16 protein-coding genes are annotated in these 15,086 nt (G+C 63.5%); 11 read left to right on the forward strand and 5 right to left on the reverse strand.

The features are described 5' to 3' along the window. Positions 1–105: 105 nt before the first annotated feature. Positions 106–816 carry a Spy/CpxP family protein refolding chaperone gene (locus Q7T45_RS22800; RefSeq protein WP_304873768.1) on the reverse strand — a complete coding sequence of 237 codons (711 nt, stop codon included), beginning with the start codon at positions 814–816 and terminating at the stop codon, positions 106–108. A 520-nt stretch (positions 817–1,336) separates the two neighbouring features. Here Q7T45_RS22800 and Q7T45_RS22805 point away from each other — a divergent pair. From Q7T45_RS22805 to Q7T45_RS22840, 8 genes are all read left to right on the forward strand, one after another. Then, complete coding sequence (locus Q7T45_RS22805; protein WP_304873770.1) at positions 1,337–2,677, forward strand: ABC transporter substrate-binding protein; 1,341 nt, start codon at positions 1,337–1,339, stop codon at positions 2,675–2,677. A 137-nt stretch (positions 2,678–2,814) separates the two neighbouring features. After that, positions 2,815–3,753 (forward strand): carbohydrate ABC transporter permease, encoded by a 939-nt coding sequence (locus Q7T45_RS22810; RefSeq protein ID WP_304873772.1) that lies wholly within the window; start codon positions 2,815–2,817, stop codon positions 3,751–3,753. Beyond that, the gene (locus Q7T45_RS22815) at positions 3,753–4,667 is read left to right on the forward strand and encodes a carbohydrate ABC transporter permease (RefSeq protein ID WP_304873774.1); all 915 of its coding nucleotides are present in this window, start codon (positions 3,753–3,755) and stop codon (positions 4,665–4,667) included. The genes Q7T45_RS22810 and Q7T45_RS22815 overlap by 1 nt, the downstream gene beginning before the upstream one ends. A 5-nt stretch (positions 4,668–4,672) precedes the next feature. Further along, positions 4,673–5,773: an ABC transporter ATP-binding protein gene (locus tag Q7T45_RS22820; protein WP_304873776.1), complete on the forward strand. Its 1,101-nt coding sequence runs from the start codon at positions 4,673–4,675 to the stop codon at positions 5,771–5,773. Positions 5,774–5,809: 36 nt separating this feature from the next. Further along, a complete protein-coding gene (locus tag Q7T45_RS22825) occupies positions 5,810–6,799 on the forward strand; it encodes a hydroxyacid dehydrogenase (RefSeq protein ID WP_304873777.1) in 990 nt (329 codons plus the stop codon). Between the two features lie 61 nt (positions 6,800–6,860). After that, positions 6,861–8,285, forward strand: a complete 1,425-nt coding sequence (locus tag Q7T45_RS22830) for an amidase (protein WP_304873778.1) — start codon at positions 6,861–6,863, stop codon at positions 8,283–8,285. A 104-nt stretch (positions 8,286–8,389) separates the two neighbouring features. Further along, positions 8,390–8,821, forward strand: coding sequence for a hypothetical protein (locus Q7T45_RS22835; RefSeq protein ID WP_304873780.1), 432 nt, complete (start codon positions 8,390–8,392; stop codon positions 8,819–8,821). A 196-nt stretch (positions 8,822–9,017) separates the two neighbouring features. After that, complete coding sequence (locus Q7T45_RS22840) at positions 9,018–9,818, forward strand: DUF2147 domain-containing protein (protein ID WP_304873781.1); 801 nt, start codon at positions 9,018–9,020, stop codon at positions 9,816–9,818. A gap of 58 nt (positions 9,819–9,876) precedes the next feature. Here the strand turns inward: Q7T45_RS22840 and Q7T45_RS22845 are convergent, their stop codons facing one another. The 3 genes from Q7T45_RS22845 to Q7T45_RS22855 all read right to left on the reverse strand — a co-directional run bounded on the left by Q7T45_RS22845 (position 9,877) and on the right by Q7T45_RS22855 (position 12,030). Continuing rightward, positions 9,877–10,539 carry an FkbM family methyltransferase gene (locus Q7T45_RS22845; RefSeq protein WP_304873784.1) on the reverse strand — a complete coding sequence of 221 codons (663 nt, stop codon included), beginning with the start codon at positions 10,537–10,539 and terminating at the stop codon, positions 9,877–9,879. Between the two features lie 346 nt (positions 10,540–10,885). After that, on the reverse strand, positions 10,886–11,290 hold the full coding sequence (locus Q7T45_RS22850) for a cupin domain-containing protein (RefSeq protein WP_304873785.1): 405 nt from the start codon (positions 11,288–11,290) through the stop codon (positions 10,886–10,888). Between the two features lie 41 nt (positions 11,291–11,331). Continuing rightward, positions 11,332–12,030 (reverse strand): ribonuclease activity regulator RraA, encoded by a 699-nt coding sequence (locus tag Q7T45_RS22855; RefSeq protein WP_304873786.1) that lies wholly within the window; start codon positions 12,028–12,030, stop codon positions 11,332–11,334. A gap of 227 nt (positions 12,031–12,257) precedes the next feature. Between Q7T45_RS22855 and pxpB the strand changes: the two genes are divergently transcribed. Genes pxpB through Q7T45_RS22870 form a run of 3 tightly spaced genes read left to right on the forward strand, consistent with a single transcriptional unit; the run spans position 12,258 to position 14,800 of the window. After that, positions 12,258–12,989 (forward strand): 5-oxoprolinase subunit PxpB, encoded by a 732-nt coding sequence (gene pxpB / locus Q7T45_RS22860; protein ID WP_304873787.1) that lies wholly within the window; start codon positions 12,258–12,260, stop codon positions 12,987–12,989. Next, on the forward strand, positions 12,986–14,011 hold the full coding sequence (locus tag Q7T45_RS22865) for a biotin-dependent carboxyltransferase family protein (RefSeq protein ID WP_304873788.1): 1,026 nt from the start codon (positions 12,986–12,988) through the stop codon (positions 14,009–14,011). Before pxpB ends, Q7T45_RS22865 begins: the two co-directional genes overlap by 4 nt. Before the next feature lie 21 nt (positions 14,012–14,032). Then, positions 14,033–14,800, forward strand: a complete 768-nt coding sequence (locus Q7T45_RS22870) for a LamB/YcsF family protein (protein ID WP_304873789.1) — start codon at positions 14,033–14,035, stop codon at positions 14,798–14,800. A gap of 118 nt (positions 14,801–14,918) precedes the next feature. On the opposite strand, the gene Q7T45_RS22875 is transcribed toward Q7T45_RS22870, so the two are convergent. Next, positions 14,919–15,071: a hypothetical protein gene (locus tag Q7T45_RS22875; protein ID WP_304873791.1), complete on the reverse strand. Its 153-nt coding sequence runs from the start codon at positions 15,069–15,071 to the stop codon at positions 14,919–14,921. Between the last annotated feature and the right edge of the window lie 15 nt (positions 15,072–15,086).

A 15,086-nucleotide genomic window follows, 5' to 3' on the forward strand; every position in this document is an offset into this window, starting at 1 on the left:
CCCAATATTGCGTGACGATTTGAATGGCCGCGCCGCTGCGGCAGGATAGCCGGGTGCCGCGCCTTCGACCCCTACCCCAGAGGCACGTGTGCCCGGCTATTCGCGCTAATCCAGCCCGCGCTCCCGGCTCAGCCGCACCATCTCCTCGATGAACCGCGCCTTTTGCTTTTCGTCGAGGCTCGCAAACAGCGGCTCGGCCGCATCGGCGACATTGCGCTGGTCGACCGCGCGGTCGTTGAGGAACTGGGCTTCGTTGCGCATCTGCTCGATAATATCGTCCGGCGGGTCGCGCTTGGCGCGGGCCACGCGCAGATTGAGGCGGTCGGCGCCGTTGTGACCGAGATAGTGCATCGCGCTGTTGAAGCCGGCCCAATGCTTCTCCTGCTCGGGCGTCAGCTTCAATTCAGTCTTGATCCGGTCGATATTGGCATCGCTGTTGGCGACGATCTGTTCGGCAGTCAATTGCGGAGCTCCGTCCTGGGTCAGCACGGCGTTCTGCCTGGCGCCCTTCTTGCCCTTGGAACCCTTGTCGGATTTTGCCGAGCTGCCTTGTTTCTCATTCGCTGATGGCGGCGATGCCTTCTGTTGCCCGGCGCCGAGGACGCCGGTAAAGACGCCGACCACGCCGCCGATCGCGCCGCCCAACACGCCGCCGACCGGTCCGGCGGCCTTGTTGCCTTCGCGGGCGCCCTTTTGAACGCCCTCGACCACTTGTGCATTTACCGTCGAGGGAGCGCTGAGAAGCAGCGCAACAATTGCGCCAAGCACAAGATGCATTCTCAACCGCGCACGCGCTGCGGGTGTCGGGTTGATCATTCGTCGGTCTCCATGGTGATTGCGACAGGCAGGCGCGGATGCGGCAGCGCTTCGTGTTGAGTCGGACATTATCGTTTTCGCATCAGCCTCGTCTATGCTGCAAAGCGACCCGTCATCACGAGAAACCGCCGGCACAGGGTGCAAATCAAGTTGGCCGCGGCGGAACCTGCGGCCCGATGGCGCATCCCGGACGCGCCATTGCGCATCCGGGATGACAGCGCGCGCGGCATGTGTGCGACGCAATATGCATCGTCAGCCGCGCAGGCCGGCCTCACGCCAAAGGCTCCGCAATCATTGACGGATCATCGACAATCCGCTGCTGCCGATTTGACCACAACGTTAGTTCTACGGGCAGCGTCACCGGATTTCTCGACAGACGCCGACAATTCTGCTCTGATCGTCAATAACGAAGTCTCCGCGACGTCTTGCAATGCCATCTCGGCCTGCCCGGCGGCGAATGAAAAAAACAAAAAGAGGCTTCCGCACGCTTCACGATTTGGCTCACCAGGGAGAGAATGCCATGTCACGGAAGAAGCTTTCACGTCGACAATTCGTCGCTGCTACCGCCATGTCATCGGCGGCATTGATAACGGCGCCATACATTCGAGGCGCACACGCCGCCGGCAAACTCAACATCGGTTTCTGGGATCACTGGGTGCCCGGCGCCAACAAGGCCTCAACCGAACTCGTCAACGAGTGGGCCGCCAAAGAGAAGGTCGAGGTTTCGATCGATTACATCCCGAGCCAGGGCAACAAGAACCTGCTGACCATCGCCGCCGAAGCCCAGGCGAAGTCCGGCCACGACATTCTGGCGATGCCGACCTGGTGGCCGCATGCACAGGCCGAATTGCTCGAGCCCATGAACGATGTCGTCGAAGCGCTGATCAAGCAGAACGGCGATGTCAACGGGACCGTCAAGTATCTCGGCAAATCCGGCGACAAGTGGCTGGCCGTGCCGGCCTGCATCGGAAGCCAGATCAAGGGCCCCTGCTCCCGCATCGATCTGATGAAGCAGCACGCCAACATCGACGTGCAGGCCATGTATCCTGCCGGCCAGGCGCCGAAGGCGGACGCCTGGACCACGGATGCGTTCCTGAAAGCCGCCGAGGCCTGCCACAAGGGCGGCGTTCCCTTCGGCATCGGTCTTGGCGAGACCAGCGACTCCGTCGACACCGTCGGCGCGTTCTTCCTCGCCTTCGGCGCGGAGGTCGTCGACGCCAAGGGCAACGTCGTGGTGAAGAATGACAACGTGCGTCAAGTTCTCGAGTTCTACAAGAAGCTGATGGCGTTCCTGCCGTCGGACGCCCCGGCGTGGGACGATGGCTCCAACAACAGGTGGCTGGTCTCGGGCAAGGGCGCGCTGATCATGAACCCGCCGAGCGCATGGGCCGTGGCCAAGCGCGATGCGCCGCAGATCGCCGAGCAGTGCTGGACCCACGGCTTCCCGATCGGTCCGAAGGGCCGGTTTGCGCCGTTCCTCCCGTATTTCTGGAGCGTCTGGAACTTCGGCAAAAACAAGCCGGCGGCCAAGAGCCTGTTGACGCATCTGTCGCAACCGGCCGCGGTGGAGAAGCTGGTGGCGGCGAGCGGCGGCTACGACTTGCCGGCGTTCGAGAAACTCACCACGCTGAAGACCTGGGCGGAGGAAAGTCCCCCGAAGGGGACGCTCTACCACTATCCGAATCCGCACAACCACCAGAAGCTGTCGATCTCGGCAGCGGGAGCGCCGCCGAAGATTGCCCAGCAGATCTACACCCAGGCGACCCTGACCAAGATGTGCGTGCGTTACTACCGGGGCGAAGCCATGGAGAAGACGCTGGCCTGGGCGCAAGGCGAACTCGAAGGCTTCATGCGGAGCTGAGGGGGACTGCCCGCTACGGCCCAACGCGGGCCGCGGCGGCGCCTGTCCGCCTGCCGACACGATTGGGAGCCGGCGCGCGCCGGCTTCCCGACGAGATCTCACTTACTTGAAATCAAGCTTCGCGAGGAAGATGCATCATGGTCGATGTCGCGGTTGAACGGAACAGCGCCGCCCCTGCGCCAAAGATTCGCAAGCGCGCCAGTCTGCGAACCGCGCTAAAGCGAAAATCCACCGCGGCCTTTCTGATGACGCTGCCGCTGATCCTGCTGATCTCGCTTCTGGTCATTTATCCCGCGTTCTACTCGCTACATCTGGCGACGCTCAACAAGTCGATGCAGCGCTTCGTCGGACTTGGAAATTTCCAGTTCCTGTTCACGCGCGAAACGTTCTGGCTGGTCGTTGAGCAGTCCTGCATTTTTGCGATCACGGCCGTGGTCTTCAAGGCGCTGATCGGGTTTGTCGTCGCCCACTTCGTCCACAACATTCCGGCCAAGGGCCAACGCAAGTGGCGCGGAATGCTGCTGGTGCCGTGGGTGATTCCGCCGGCCATGAGCACGCTGGCGTGGTTGTGGCTGTTTGACCCGTCATACAGCGCTTTCAACTATCTGCTAGCGGGCGTCGGCGTCGACCGAATTCCCTGGACCGGCGAGACCGGATGGGCCCGGTTCTCGGTCATCCTGGTGAATATCTGGGTGGGCGCTCCGTTCTTCATGATCATGTATCTGGCTTCGCTGAAATCGGTGCCCGATCAGCTCTATGAGGCCGCAGCCATCGACGGCGCCAACTGGTGGCAGCGCATCTGGTACGTCACGCTGCCGATGATGCGCAACATCATCGCGATCACGACGCTGTTTTCCCTGATCGTGACCTTCGCCAATTTCGATATCGTGCGCATCCTGACCGCCGGCGGTCCGCTCGACCGCACCCATATTTTCGCGACATGGGCATTCCGCATTGGTATCGAGGGCGGCGACATTCCACTGGGCGCCAGCGTCTCGCTGTTCATGATACCGATCCTCGCAATCGCGGCGGTCTTCATCCTGCGCGATATCAACAAACGTGGGAATGAAGCCTGATGACCAGCACCACCGTGATCGACAAATCGGCACCGACCCGTGCCGTCAAACTACGCAGCATGAGCCGTGACCGCACCTGGGCGTTGCGATGGTCGTACTTCTTCCTGACGCTGTTCGCGATCTTCGCGCTGATACCGCCGCTCTACATGCTGATTACATCGCTGAAGACCAGCGCCGAAATCTCCGCGGCGACCAATCCGTGGTGGGTCTACCACCCGACATTGTCGAACTACGTCGAACTGCTGACGTCGAACCAGTTCCTGACCTTTTTTCGCAATTCGGCGCTGGTCTCGATCTTCGTCGTGACCATCACCATGCTGATCAGCGTGCCCGCCGCTTTCGCGCTGGCGCGAATGCGGTTCTGGGGTTCGGCAACACTCGCGACCGGCGTGTTTCTCACCTACCTGATCCCCGAGACGCTGCTGTTCCTGCCGCTGTTCAAGATGTTCGTGGTGTTCGGCGATCTCACCGGGATTCAGCTGATCAACAAATGGTACGTGCTGCTGATCGTCTATCCGACGCTGACCGTGCCGTTCTGCACCTGGATCATGATCGGTTACTTCGCCTCCATCCCCAAGGAACTCGACGAGGCCGCGATCATCGACGGCGCGTCATGGTTCCAGACCCTGACCCGGATCTTCATCCCGGTCGCCCTGCCCGGCCTGATCGCCGCGACCATCTTCGCCTTCACGGTGTCATGGGCGCAATTCCTCTATCCGCTGGTGTTCACGACATCGACCGATCAGCTGGTGCTGCCGGTCGGCATCATCACCACGCTGATCAAGGGTGACGTGTTCGCCTGGGGTCAGATCATGACTGGCGCCCTGCTCGGCGCCGCACCACCGCTGATCATCTATGCCTTCCTGATGGACTACTACATTGCCGGCCTGACCGCCGGTGCTACAAAAGGTTGAACTCAATGGCTGACGTCACGTTGCGCAAGGTTGTCAAACGTTACGACGAGGTCGAGGCGGTGCGCGGCATCGATCTCGACATCGCCGACCATGAATTCGTCGTGCTGGTGGGCCCATCGGGCTGCGGCAAGTCGACCACGCTGCGGATGATCGCGGGGCTCGAGGATATCACCGACGGCGATATCATGATCGGGGGCGACGTCGTCAACGACGTGCCGCCGAAGGACCGCGACATCGCCATGGTGTTCCAGAACTATGCGCTCTATCCGCACATGACGGTGGCGGAGAACATGTCGTTCGGGCTGCGGCTGAAGCGCTATCCGAAGGCCGAGATCAAGACCCGGGTCGACGAGGCCGCGCGAATGCTCGACATCGTCGAACTGGTCGACCGCAAGCCGAAGCAACTGTCCGGCGGCCAACGCCAGCGCGTCGCAATGGGCCGCGCCATCGTGCGAAACCCCAAGGTGTTTCTGTTCGACGAGCCGCTGTCGAACCTCGACGCCAAGCTGCGGGTGCAGATGCGGATCGAGATCAAGAAGGTGCACCAGAAGGTCCGCACCACCACCGTCTACGTCACCCATGACCAGGTCGAAGCGATGACGCTCGCCGACCGGGTCGTGGTCATGAACAATGGCCGTATCGAGCAGATCGGCACGCCGAACGAACTCTATCACAATCCGGCCACGCGCTTCGTGGCAGGCTTCATCGGTTCGCCGGCGATGAATTTCATGGCGTGCAGGCTGGAAGACGTCGGCGGCAAGCTGCACATCCGCCTGACCGACCGGATTGTTTTCCCGCTGCCGCCGGCCCGCGCCGACCGCTACAAGAACGTCTCGCGAACCGACAAGCTGCAGCTCGGCCTGCGTCCCGAACACATCACCGAAGCCAGTCCCCACGCGGAGCCCGGAGTCGAGAACTTCGATGCGGTACTTGATGTCATCGAACCGATGGGCATGGAGACGATGATTTATTTCATCATGGAGGGCGTCGAGATCTGCGGACGGGTCAATCCCAATGCCGACGCGCGCGCGGGCGCCCCGATGCGATTAGCAATAGACCTCAACAATATGCACCTGCTAAATGAGGCCACAGGCGCCGTCATTTGACGACCGCACGATCAGAAATGCAGCAAGGGCGCGCGAATGACGACCAACAAGAAGAAAATTTTCATCACTGAATCGTTTTCGCAAGCCGGAAGAGCTCTGCTGCAGGAACGCGACGACCTCGATCTCGTCGAATTCCCCAACATGATTTCCGCAGGCGACTTCGAGGCCAAGCTCAGGGAGCATGCGCCGGTCCACGGCGTGGCGCTCGGCGCCACCCGGTTCGGCGAACCGGAGCTGGAGGCTTCCGGCGACATGAAGGTGGTGACCCGGATCGGCGTCGGTTTCGACGCCGTCGACGTTCCCGCGCTGAGCCGCCGCAAGGTCCCGCTGATGGTGGCGGGCACCGCGAATTCGCCGTCGGTTGCCGAACAGGCGCTGTTCATGATGCTGACGCTGGCCAAGCGCGCCGTCGAAATGCATTCCATCGTCAAGGACGGCAAATGGGCCAGCCGGCTCGGCATGCTGCCTTACGACCTCTACGGCAAGACCGTGCTGATCATCGGCTTCGGCCGCATCGGCACGCGCACCGCCAAGCGCTGCCTGGCCATGGAAATGAACGTCCTGATCTACGACCCCTACAAATCAGCCGCTGAAATCAAGGCCGCCGGCTGCGAGCCGGTGACGGATCTCGATGCGGCGCTGCCGCGCGCCGATTTTGTCAGCATTCACTGCCCGAAGAACCCCGAGACCGTCGGGATGTTCAATGCGGCGCGGCTAGCGCGCATGAAGCCGACCGCCTACCTGATCAACACCGCGCGGGGCGGCATCATCGACGAGCCGGCGCTGTATGACGTGCTGTCGTCCGGCAAGCTTGCCGGCGCGGGTCTCGACGTGTTCGAGCAGGAGCCGCCGCCGTCCGGCCATTCGCTGTTCGCGCTTCCCAATGTCATCATGGCGCCGCACGTGGCGGGCGTGACGCGGGAGGCGGTGGACCGGATGAGCGAGCAAACCGCACGCAATATCCTGAGCGCGCTCGACGGCCAGCCGCTGCGCCAGAACGTCATCAACCAGGACGTGCTCGGCTGAGTCGGGCGCGACCGCGTCCGGCCTGAATAGAACGCTTCGGCGCTTCCCCACGGATATCCGCATGGCTTTCAAGGAATACGGCAACTATGACGGGATCGGCCTTGCCGATCTCGTCCGCAAGAAGCAGGTCAGCGCCACGGAGCTGCTGGACGAGGCGATCGCCCGCACCGCCAGGGTCGATCCACAGATCAACGCCGTCGTGGTCAAGCATTACGACGATGCGAAGCGGCAGATCGACAAGGGGCTGGCCGATGGTCCCTTTACCGGCGTGCCGTTTCTGCTGAAGGATCTGGAACTTCTTGAGGGCACGCGGACCACCTTCGGCGCCAGCATCTACAAGGACAATGTCGCCAACCATAGCGGCACCCTCGCCCAGCGCTTCCTCGACGCCGGCCTCGCGATCTTCGGCAAGACCTCCAGTCCGGAGTTCGGTCTGATGCCGACCACCGAGTCTCGCTTGTTCGGGCCGACCCGCAATCCGTGGAATCTGGCGCATTCGTCGGGCGGCTCATCCGGCGGCGCCGCCGCGGCGGTCGCCGCGCGCATTCTGCCTGTCGCGCATGCCAGCGACGGCGGCGGTTCGATCCGCATTCCGGCCTCGGCATCCGGCGTGTTCGGATTGAAGCCGACCCGGGCGCGCACCCCGCTCGGGCCCGATCGGGGCGAAGGCTGGGGCGGATTTTCCTGCGGCCATGTCGTCAGCATCAGCGTGCGCGACAGCGCGGCGATGCTGGACGCGATCCACGGACCGGAGCCGTCGAGCCCCTATGTGGCGCCGCCACCGCAGCAGCCCTTCCTCGAGGAAGTCGGCCGCGATCCCGGCCGCTTGCGCATCGCCTTCACCGACAAGTCGCCCTATGGCGACGCGATCGATCCGGAAATCGCCGCGGCGACCCGCGAGATCGCTGCGCTGCTCGCCGGCCTCGGCCATCACGTCGAGGAACGCGCGCCGGTGCTGGCCGCCGACCCGGCGGTGGTGATGTCGACCATCGTGGCCGCCAACACCGCGCTGACGGTGCGGCTTGCCGAGCAGCTCTTCGGCCGCGCCATGACTTCAGACGATTTCGAGGTCCTGACGCTGGCGAGCGCGCATAACGCGCAAAAGGCGACATCAACCGACTATGTCGCCGCGCAACTTGCCGCGTTCCAGATTTCGCGCGCCCTCGCCACGTTCTTCGAGGGCTGCGATGTGCTGCTGTGCCCGACGCTCTGTTCGCCGCCGCTGCGGATCGGCGAGCTGAATACGATGTCGGAGGATCTGTCGCACATCGCCCCGATCCTGCGGCGCTACATGCCGGCGACGGCCATGTTCAACATGTCCGGCCAACCCGCGATGTCGGTGCCGCTGGCATGGAACGCGGCCGGATTGCCGCTCGGCATGATGTTCTCCGCACGCTTCGGCGACGAGGCAACCTTGTTCCGCCTGGCGGCTCAACTGGAGCAGGCGCGGCCCTGGAAGGGCAAATTGCCTCCAGTTTGCGCGTAAACTGACAAAACTCAGCCTTATTCAAGAGCGAGGAAGGGAACTCGGCGCTGGCAGCGGAGTTCCCCCTGTTCGCCTGCCAATACAATGCCCGGAGGCTTCAGATCTTGAATCAAAGCGACCCGACCGATCATGCGCTTGCGGCCATTGCCAGTATTCTCGATCATCCGGAAACCCAACGCGAGCCGGAGAAATTGGCAATACCGGAGAAACCGGCGGTGGAGGATCAGCCCGTTGCGCCTGTTGCGCCGGAGCCGATCGAGGCCGACGGCTATTCGAAAATCGGCCCCGGCCCGATGGCTGCGATCCGCTTCAGGTGGACGGTTCGCCGCGAGGCCAATGACGAATATTTTGTGGACGAGACGATCGGCGAAAATTCCGCGCCGGTTGTCAGCGGACCGTTGGCGCCGGATGAAGCGATCAGGTTTGTGGATGATCGCGCGAGCGAGGCGCGGGAGCGCTTCGAGCAGATCCGAAGCGAAATGTCCGGACGCGCCGCGGCGGCGAATTTGCTCCGCAAGGACGTCGGCGAAATGTAATTTTCGGGCGCCGGATGGATGCCGGCGCCAAATTGACCGTGTCCGTCGCCGTCACCTAAACTGGCTGCACACACACGCATTTGAACCAAACCTGTTAGCCCACGACTCATAGCTATGAAAGTGATGTAGGTCACGTTGCAAGAGACTGTCGCAACGTACGGTGAATGCTGAGATTTCACCTGCTCAGGAGGTCTTGATGAGAAAGCTTTTTGTGATCGCCGCGTTGTTGCTGGCAAGCACCGCCGCGCAGGCCCAGTACACCTTCGACTACGGCGGACGCACCATTACCATTGATCCCGATCGCGGCACGGTTTCGATCCCGGGCGTCTACGACAACACCGGAAAGAAAGCGAAACGCTCGCGCGACGACCAGGACAGCGACAGGTCGCGCAAACAGGCGCCGCAGCAGGCCAAGAGCGATCCACAAGCGCCGGCCCAGCAGGCCCCGGCGCCGGCCACCACGGCAATCGAGCCTTCGCCGGCTCCCGTGGCTGCTGCACCCGCAACCGCTGCAGTGGCCCCCGCCGCGACAACAACCCAGCCTCCGCCCAGTGCACTCGCGCCGCAGGCGCAGCCGGATCCGCCGACCCGTGCTACGGCCCAGCCGGCTCCGGCGCCGGTCGTGGCGACGGCTCCCCCTGCGCCCGTGCAAGCACCTGCTCCGCAGCCGCAGGCAGCCGTCCCCGCCGCCGCGGCCAACTCGCCGCTCGGCGTGTGGTTGACCGAAGAGAAGGAAGGCAAGGTCCGGATCGAGCAATGCGGTCCCAACCTCTGCGGATATTCCGTGGACGCCAAGTCGAACCAGAACGGCGAACAGGTCCTGATCAACATGAAGCCCGCCAAGGACTCCAAGTGGAGCGGACGGATTCTGGATCCGAGCAGTGGCAGCACCTATGATTCGACGATCGCGCTGAAAGGCTCCGACCGGCTGCGCGTTCAGGGCTGCGCGTTTGGCGGCATGTTCTGCGGCGGCCAGACCTGGAGCCGGTTGAATTAGACGGGGCTCGCAGCGCCAGCGCCGCTATCAGAACCGGGCCTTTGGCGGCGTCAGGTTGCTATGCCGCCTTGCTGCTGGCCGCATTTTTCCGGCGAAAGGTTTCGGTACTGCGCTTCAGCGCGACGGTGTCCTGTTCGGCTTCGAAGATCGCAAAGCCGCCCTGCTCCAGCTTGTTCGCGAGATCGGCGGCATCTGCCCTGGTCATGCTTTCGGTTTCATAGATCACGAGCTTGGTCGAAAGCCGGGCAAAATCGAACTGCGACAGGATGAGGTGGTCGAACCCCTCCGCATCAACCACGATGATGTCGGGGTCGCGATGCGCCGCGCGGTCGAGCAGGTCCGGTACCGTGATGCACTGGACTTCGTCCGATCGGATATAGGATTCGATGTCGTCGATCTGGTCGCCGAACTTGCGGATCTGCTGTTGCGAAAGCGTGCCGACGCCATGGGCCCAGCCGGGCAGCCGGCCGCTGCTGCAGTCCAGCGTGTACATGGTCATGGTGCCGCTCTCGGCGGCAATGGCATATTGCAGGAAAGCCATGCCGGGGAAATCGCGGTAGGTTTTTTGCAATTCACGAAAGTAGTTCGACTGCGGCTCGACAAACGTACCTGCCAATCGGTGACGGAAGATGGCGAGGTTGAGCGGGTCGGAGAGATAGCCATCATTGGCGCCAATTTGCAGGAAGGTCCGTGCGCCATCCAGCAGGACGAGGTCTTCCACCAGGACTTCAACCGGGCGCCTTGTATATCCGCCCAGGCTGTAGGCGATGCTCCGAATGTTCGACTTCTGACGTGCCGATAGACTACGGGCCGCTAACGATCTGATCATCCGTCGTATCCTTTTTGGACAGGCGCTGTGTCATCTCAGAACAGCTGCATCACCAACAGGAAAGGATTGCGAGGACCGTGCCAACGTTCAGAGTGTTAACCTTTAGAGGACCGCTGGGTCGCTGATGCCTGCAATATCAGCGTGCTCGGGGCACCTGGACCCCGAGTTTAGCCGTCAGCCAGCGAGCCGTTCCGCGTAAGCGGTGGCTAACCGGCAGGGCGCGAGAGGATTGCCACCATCAACCGACCTTCGCCGAATACTCCGCGTCGGTCACCGGCTCCATCCAGTTGACGAAACTTCCGTCCAGCGCTTCCTGCATCGCGATATGGGTCATGCCGTTGGTCGGCGATGCGCCATGCCAATGCTTTTCACCGGCCGGAATCCACACCACGTCGCCCGGCCGTATCTCATGGATCGGGCCGCCCTTGGTTTGGACCCGGCCGACACCTGCGAGGACGTAGAGCGTCTGCCCCAGCGGATGCGTATGCCAATTGGTCCGCGCGCCCGGCTCGAAGGAGACGCGGTTCGAAGCAATCCGCGCCGGGGCCTCGGTGGCAATGATAGGATCCTGCCAGACCGTGCCGGTAAAATGCTCTTTCGGCGCCCGGCGTGTCGGCCGCGATCCCGCGAGATGGATATCCATGGAGTCCTCCTTGTTGCCGACGCCTTATCGTTGCGCCCTGGCTATTTCTTCGAAGCGGCGTAGCGCGCCTTGGTCTCGGCGTTCATGGGATAGAGGCCCGGCAATACGGCGCCGGCATTCACCTGATCGACGATCCAGGCCTCCATACGCTCCTGCTCGGCGCCTTCGGCCAGAATGAGGTCGAGGAATGCCGCCGGGATCACCACGGCGCCGTCCTGGTCGGCGACAATAATGTCATTCGGGAAGATCGCGACCCCGCCGCAGCCGATCGGCTCGCCCCAGCCGACGAACGTCAGCCCGGCGACCGAGGGCGGTGCCGCAAAACCGTCGCACCACACCGGCAGGCCGGTGCCTAGCACGCCCTCGAGATCGCGCACCACGCCGTCGGTTACCAGCGCCGCCACGCCGCGCTTGGACATGCGCGCGCACAGGATGTCGCCGAAGATGCCGGCGTCGGTGACGCCCATGGCGTCGACCACGGCGATGCAGCCCGCGGGCATGGCTTCGATCGCGGTCCGGGTCGAGATCGGCGACGACCATGATTCCGGCGTGGCCAGATCTTCCCGCGCCGGCACGAAACGCAGCGTAAAGGCCGGCCCGACCAGCCGGGCCTGTCCCGGCCGCAGCGGTCGCGAGCCCCGCATCCAGACGTTACGCAGGCCCTTCTTGAGCAGAACCGTGGTGATGGTGGCGGTGGACACGCGCGACAGGGTCGCGATCGCTTCAGGGGTCAGGGACATCGAGAAATCGGCTCCGGTCGGGATTGATGGGCGGCGCATCTTGCGGGGCACGGCCATCGCGTCAAGTGGCGTTGGCTGGGGGTCTGCACCGCGCGGCGCGATCATCACCCCTTATCACGGGTATACGGATTAATTTATTGAACTTGCAGGCTGATTTGCGCGAAGCGAATTCCACTCAAGCGCAAAACACGCTAGAGCATGATATCCGCCGAAGAGTCCATGAGGCCATGTCCGCGACGCTCCCCCCGCCCCGCCTTTTGCCCAGTGGCGACAGCGCCATCACGGTGGAATTCAGCCGCAACATCGATGACGCGGCCAACCAGCGCGTGCTGGCGCTCGATCGCACGATCGCGCGTGAGCCGATCGCCGGCGTGACCGAGACGGTGCCGACCTATCGGTCCCTGCTGGTGCATTACGATCCCGTGCAGATCGGTTTCGACGCGCTGAGCGAGCAACTGGTGGCGCTGGCTCAGCTGCCGGTTCCGCCGGTCACGACGTCAAGGCGCTGGCGCATTCCGGTGGTCTATGGCGGCGAGCACGGCATCGATCTCGAGGACGTCGCCAGGACGCTGAACACCACGCCGGACGATATCGTCGCGCGGCATGTCGCCGGCGACTACCGGGTCGCCATGATCGGCTTTACGCCGGGCTGGTCCTATCTCAGCGGGTTGGAAAAATCGCTACACATGTCGCGGCGGCAAAATCCGCGGCTGTTGACGCCGGCCGGCACGATCTCGATCGGTGGCGTGCAGACCGGAGTGCAGTGTCTCGCCGGCCCGAGTGGCTGGCATCTGTTGGGACGGACTCCGGTCCGCACCTATCAACTGCATCGCGATCCCACCTTCCTGCTCGAACCCGGCGACGCCGTCACCTTTGCCGCGATCGACGCCAAGACCTTCGCGGACCAGGACCGCGCCGCCGAAGCTGGCGAGATCGTCGCCGAAATGATCGCCGCATGACCAAACTCGTGATTTCAGCTGTTGGTCCCGCAAGCTCGGTGCAGGACGGCGGACGGCACGGCGCCCAGCGCTACGGTCTGACGCCGAGCGGCGCGATGGACCGGCTCGCACTGGCCGCAGCGAACGTTCTGGTTGGCAATGCGCCACTGGCGGCGGCGATCGAGATCGGTCCGTTTGGCGCCGCCTTCACCGCGCGCGACGGCGCGGTCCGCGTCGCCTTGGCCGGCGCCTCACGCAATGCCGACATCTCAGGGCACACAGCGGCATTCAACACCTCCACGACGATCGCCGATGGCGAGACGCTGACGCTGGGCTTTGCGCGCGCTGGTTCCTTCAGTTATCTCGCAATCGAGGGCGGCATTGCCGGCGAGCCGATGTTCGGCAGCCTCGCGGTGAATGCCCGCGCCGGCCTCGGCAGTCCCTATCCGCGCCCGCTGCAGGCCGGCGACGAATTGCAGGCGGCGGCCGCCAGCGGCGCGGCCGAGCGGCGGATCGATCTTCCCGCGGTGACGGAGGCGCCGATCCGCGTCGTGCTGGGTCCGCAGGACGACGAATTCGACGACGTCCAGAAACAACTGTTTCTGGACTCGGAGTGGAAGATATCGGCGACCAGCGACCGCATGGGCTACCGGCTCGAAGGTCCCGTGATCAAACATCTGCACGGCCACAACATCGTCTCCGACGGCACGGTTGATGGCAGCATCCAGGTGCCCGGCAATGGGGCGCCCATCGTGCTGATGCCGGACCGCGGCACCAGCGGGGGCTATCCCAAGATCGCTACCGTAATTTCGGCCGATCTCGGGCGCTTCGCGCAGACACCGGCCGGCAAGGTTTTTCGGTTCAAGGCCGTCAGCATGGCGGAAGCGCAGGCCGAGTTCAGGAAATCGGCCGAGTTCCTGCGCACCCTGCCCGACCGCCTCAGGCCGATCGAAAGCTTTGATCTCAATATCGAAGCGCTGCAAGATGCCAACGTCGCCGGCGCCGCCGTCAGCGCCGTCGATGCCGGGACGTGGTCGCCCTAAACAAGAATGCGAGCAAACAGTATGAAGACAGTCGATCTGAATTGCGATCTTGGCGAAGGATTTGGCGCCTGGGAAATGGGCAATGACGCCGCCATGATCGAGCTGGCCACCTCGGTCAACATCGCCTGCGGCTTCCATGCCGGCGATGCCGACATCATGCGCAGGACGGTAGACCTTGCGAAGGCGCGCGGCGTCAGCATCGGCGCCCATCCGGGCTACCGCGACCTGCACGGCTTTGGCCGGCGGCCGTTTCCCGGCATGAAGGCGTCGGAGATCGAAAACCTCGTCGCCTACCAGATCGGCGCGCTGCAGGCGATCGCCACCGCGGCCGGCCACAAGGTGACGCACGTCAAGGCGCATGGCGCGCTGTCAAATGTCGCCTGCGAGGACGACATGACCGCAAAGGCCATTGCCTCCGCCATCAGGGCGGTCGACCCGAACCTGGTGTTCGTGGTGCTCGCCAACTCAAAACTGGTGCAGGCCGGCGAAGCCGCCAATTTGCCGATGGTGCACGAAGTGTTCGCCGACCGCGCCTATGAGGATGACGGCTCGCTGGTGTCGCGGCGCAAGCCCGGCGCGGTGCTGCACGACCCGGCGAAAATCGCCGACCGCGTGGTGCGGATGGTGCAGGACGGTGCAGTAGTGTCGGTCACTGGCAAGGTGATCAAAATGCGCACCGACACCGTGTGCATTCACGGCGATACCCCGGGCGCGGTCGATATCGCGCAGGATATCCGGCAGGCGCTGAAGGCGGCGAAGATCGACGTGGCGCCGTTCAAGGTTAGTTGAATCGTAGGGTGGGCAAAGTGAACGGAAGCGCGAATGCGCGTCCGTGAGCGTGCCCACCACTGCGCCAAGGAAAAAATGGTGGGCACGGCGCAAGGGCGCCTTTGCCCACCCTACGATCTCAGAACGGATGAACCGACAGCGTGCCGAACATCACCGCCGCGATCAGCGCGAGCGAGCCATAGAGCGCTGCGGTATGAAACCCGGTTCCGCCCTGTCGCGAAAGCTGGCGCGCGTAAAGATGCAGGCGGGCTTCCGCCGATAGTTCGCGCATGGTCGATCTCCTGGG

Source organism: Bradyrhizobium sp., assembly GCF_030646015.1.
Lineage (GTDB): Bacteria > Pseudomonadota > Alphaproteobacteria > Rhizobiales > Xanthobacteraceae > Bradyrhizobium.

Bases quoted from the DNA above. Each gene is read 5' to 3' on its own strand.
- Q7T45_RS22800 (WP_304873768.1), bottom strand. From the start codon at position 816: ATGATCAACCCGACACCCGCAGCGCGTGCGCGGTTGAGAATGCATCTT.
- Q7T45_RS22805 (WP_304873770.1), top strand. From the start codon at position 1,337: ATGTCACGGAAGAAGCTTTCACGTCGACAATTCGTCGCTGCTACCGCC.
- Q7T45_RS22810 (WP_304873772.1), top strand. From the start codon at position 2,815: ATGGTCGATGTCGCGGTTGAACGGAACAGCGCCGCCCCTGCGCCAAAG.
- Q7T45_RS22815 (WP_304873774.1), top strand. From the start codon at position 3,753: ATGACCAGCACCACCGTGATCGACAAATCGGCACCGACCCGTGCCGTC.
- Q7T45_RS22820 (WP_304873776.1), top strand. From the start codon at position 4,673: ATGGCTGACGTCACGTTGCGCAAGGTTGTCAAACGTTACGACGAGGTC.
- Q7T45_RS22825 (WP_304873777.1), top strand. From the start codon at position 5,810: ATGACGACCAACAAGAAGAAAATTTTCATCACTGAATCGTTTTCGCAA.
- Q7T45_RS22830 (WP_304873778.1), top strand. From the start codon at position 6,861: ATGGCTTTCAAGGAATACGGCAACTATGACGGGATCGGCCTTGCCGAT.
- Q7T45_RS22840 (WP_304873781.1), top strand. From the start codon at position 9,018: ATGAGAAAGCTTTTTGTGATCGCCGCGTTGTTGCTGGCAAGCACCGCC.
- Q7T45_RS22850 (WP_304873785.1), bottom strand. From the start codon at position 11,290: ATGGATATCCATCTCGCGGGATCGCGGCCGACACGCCGGGCGCCGAAA.
- Q7T45_RS22855 (WP_304873786.1), bottom strand. From the start codon at position 12,030: ATGTCCCTGACCCCTGAAGCGATCGCGACCCTGTCGCGCGTGTCCACC.
- pxpB (WP_304873787.1), top strand. From the start codon at position 12,258: ATGTCCGCGACGCTCCCCCCGCCCCGCCTTTTGCCCAGTGGCGACAGC.
- Q7T45_RS22865 (WP_304873788.1), top strand. From the start codon at position 12,986: ATGACCAAACTCGTGATTTCAGCTGTTGGTCCCGCAAGCTCGGTGCAG.
- Q7T45_RS22870 (WP_304873789.1), top strand. From the start codon at position 14,033: ATGAAGACAGTCGATCTGAATTGCGATCTTGGCGAAGGATTTGGCGCC.
- Q7T45_RS22875 (WP_304873791.1), bottom strand. From the start codon at position 15,071: ATGCGCGAACTATCGGCGGAAGCCCGCCTGCATCTTTACGCGCGCCAG.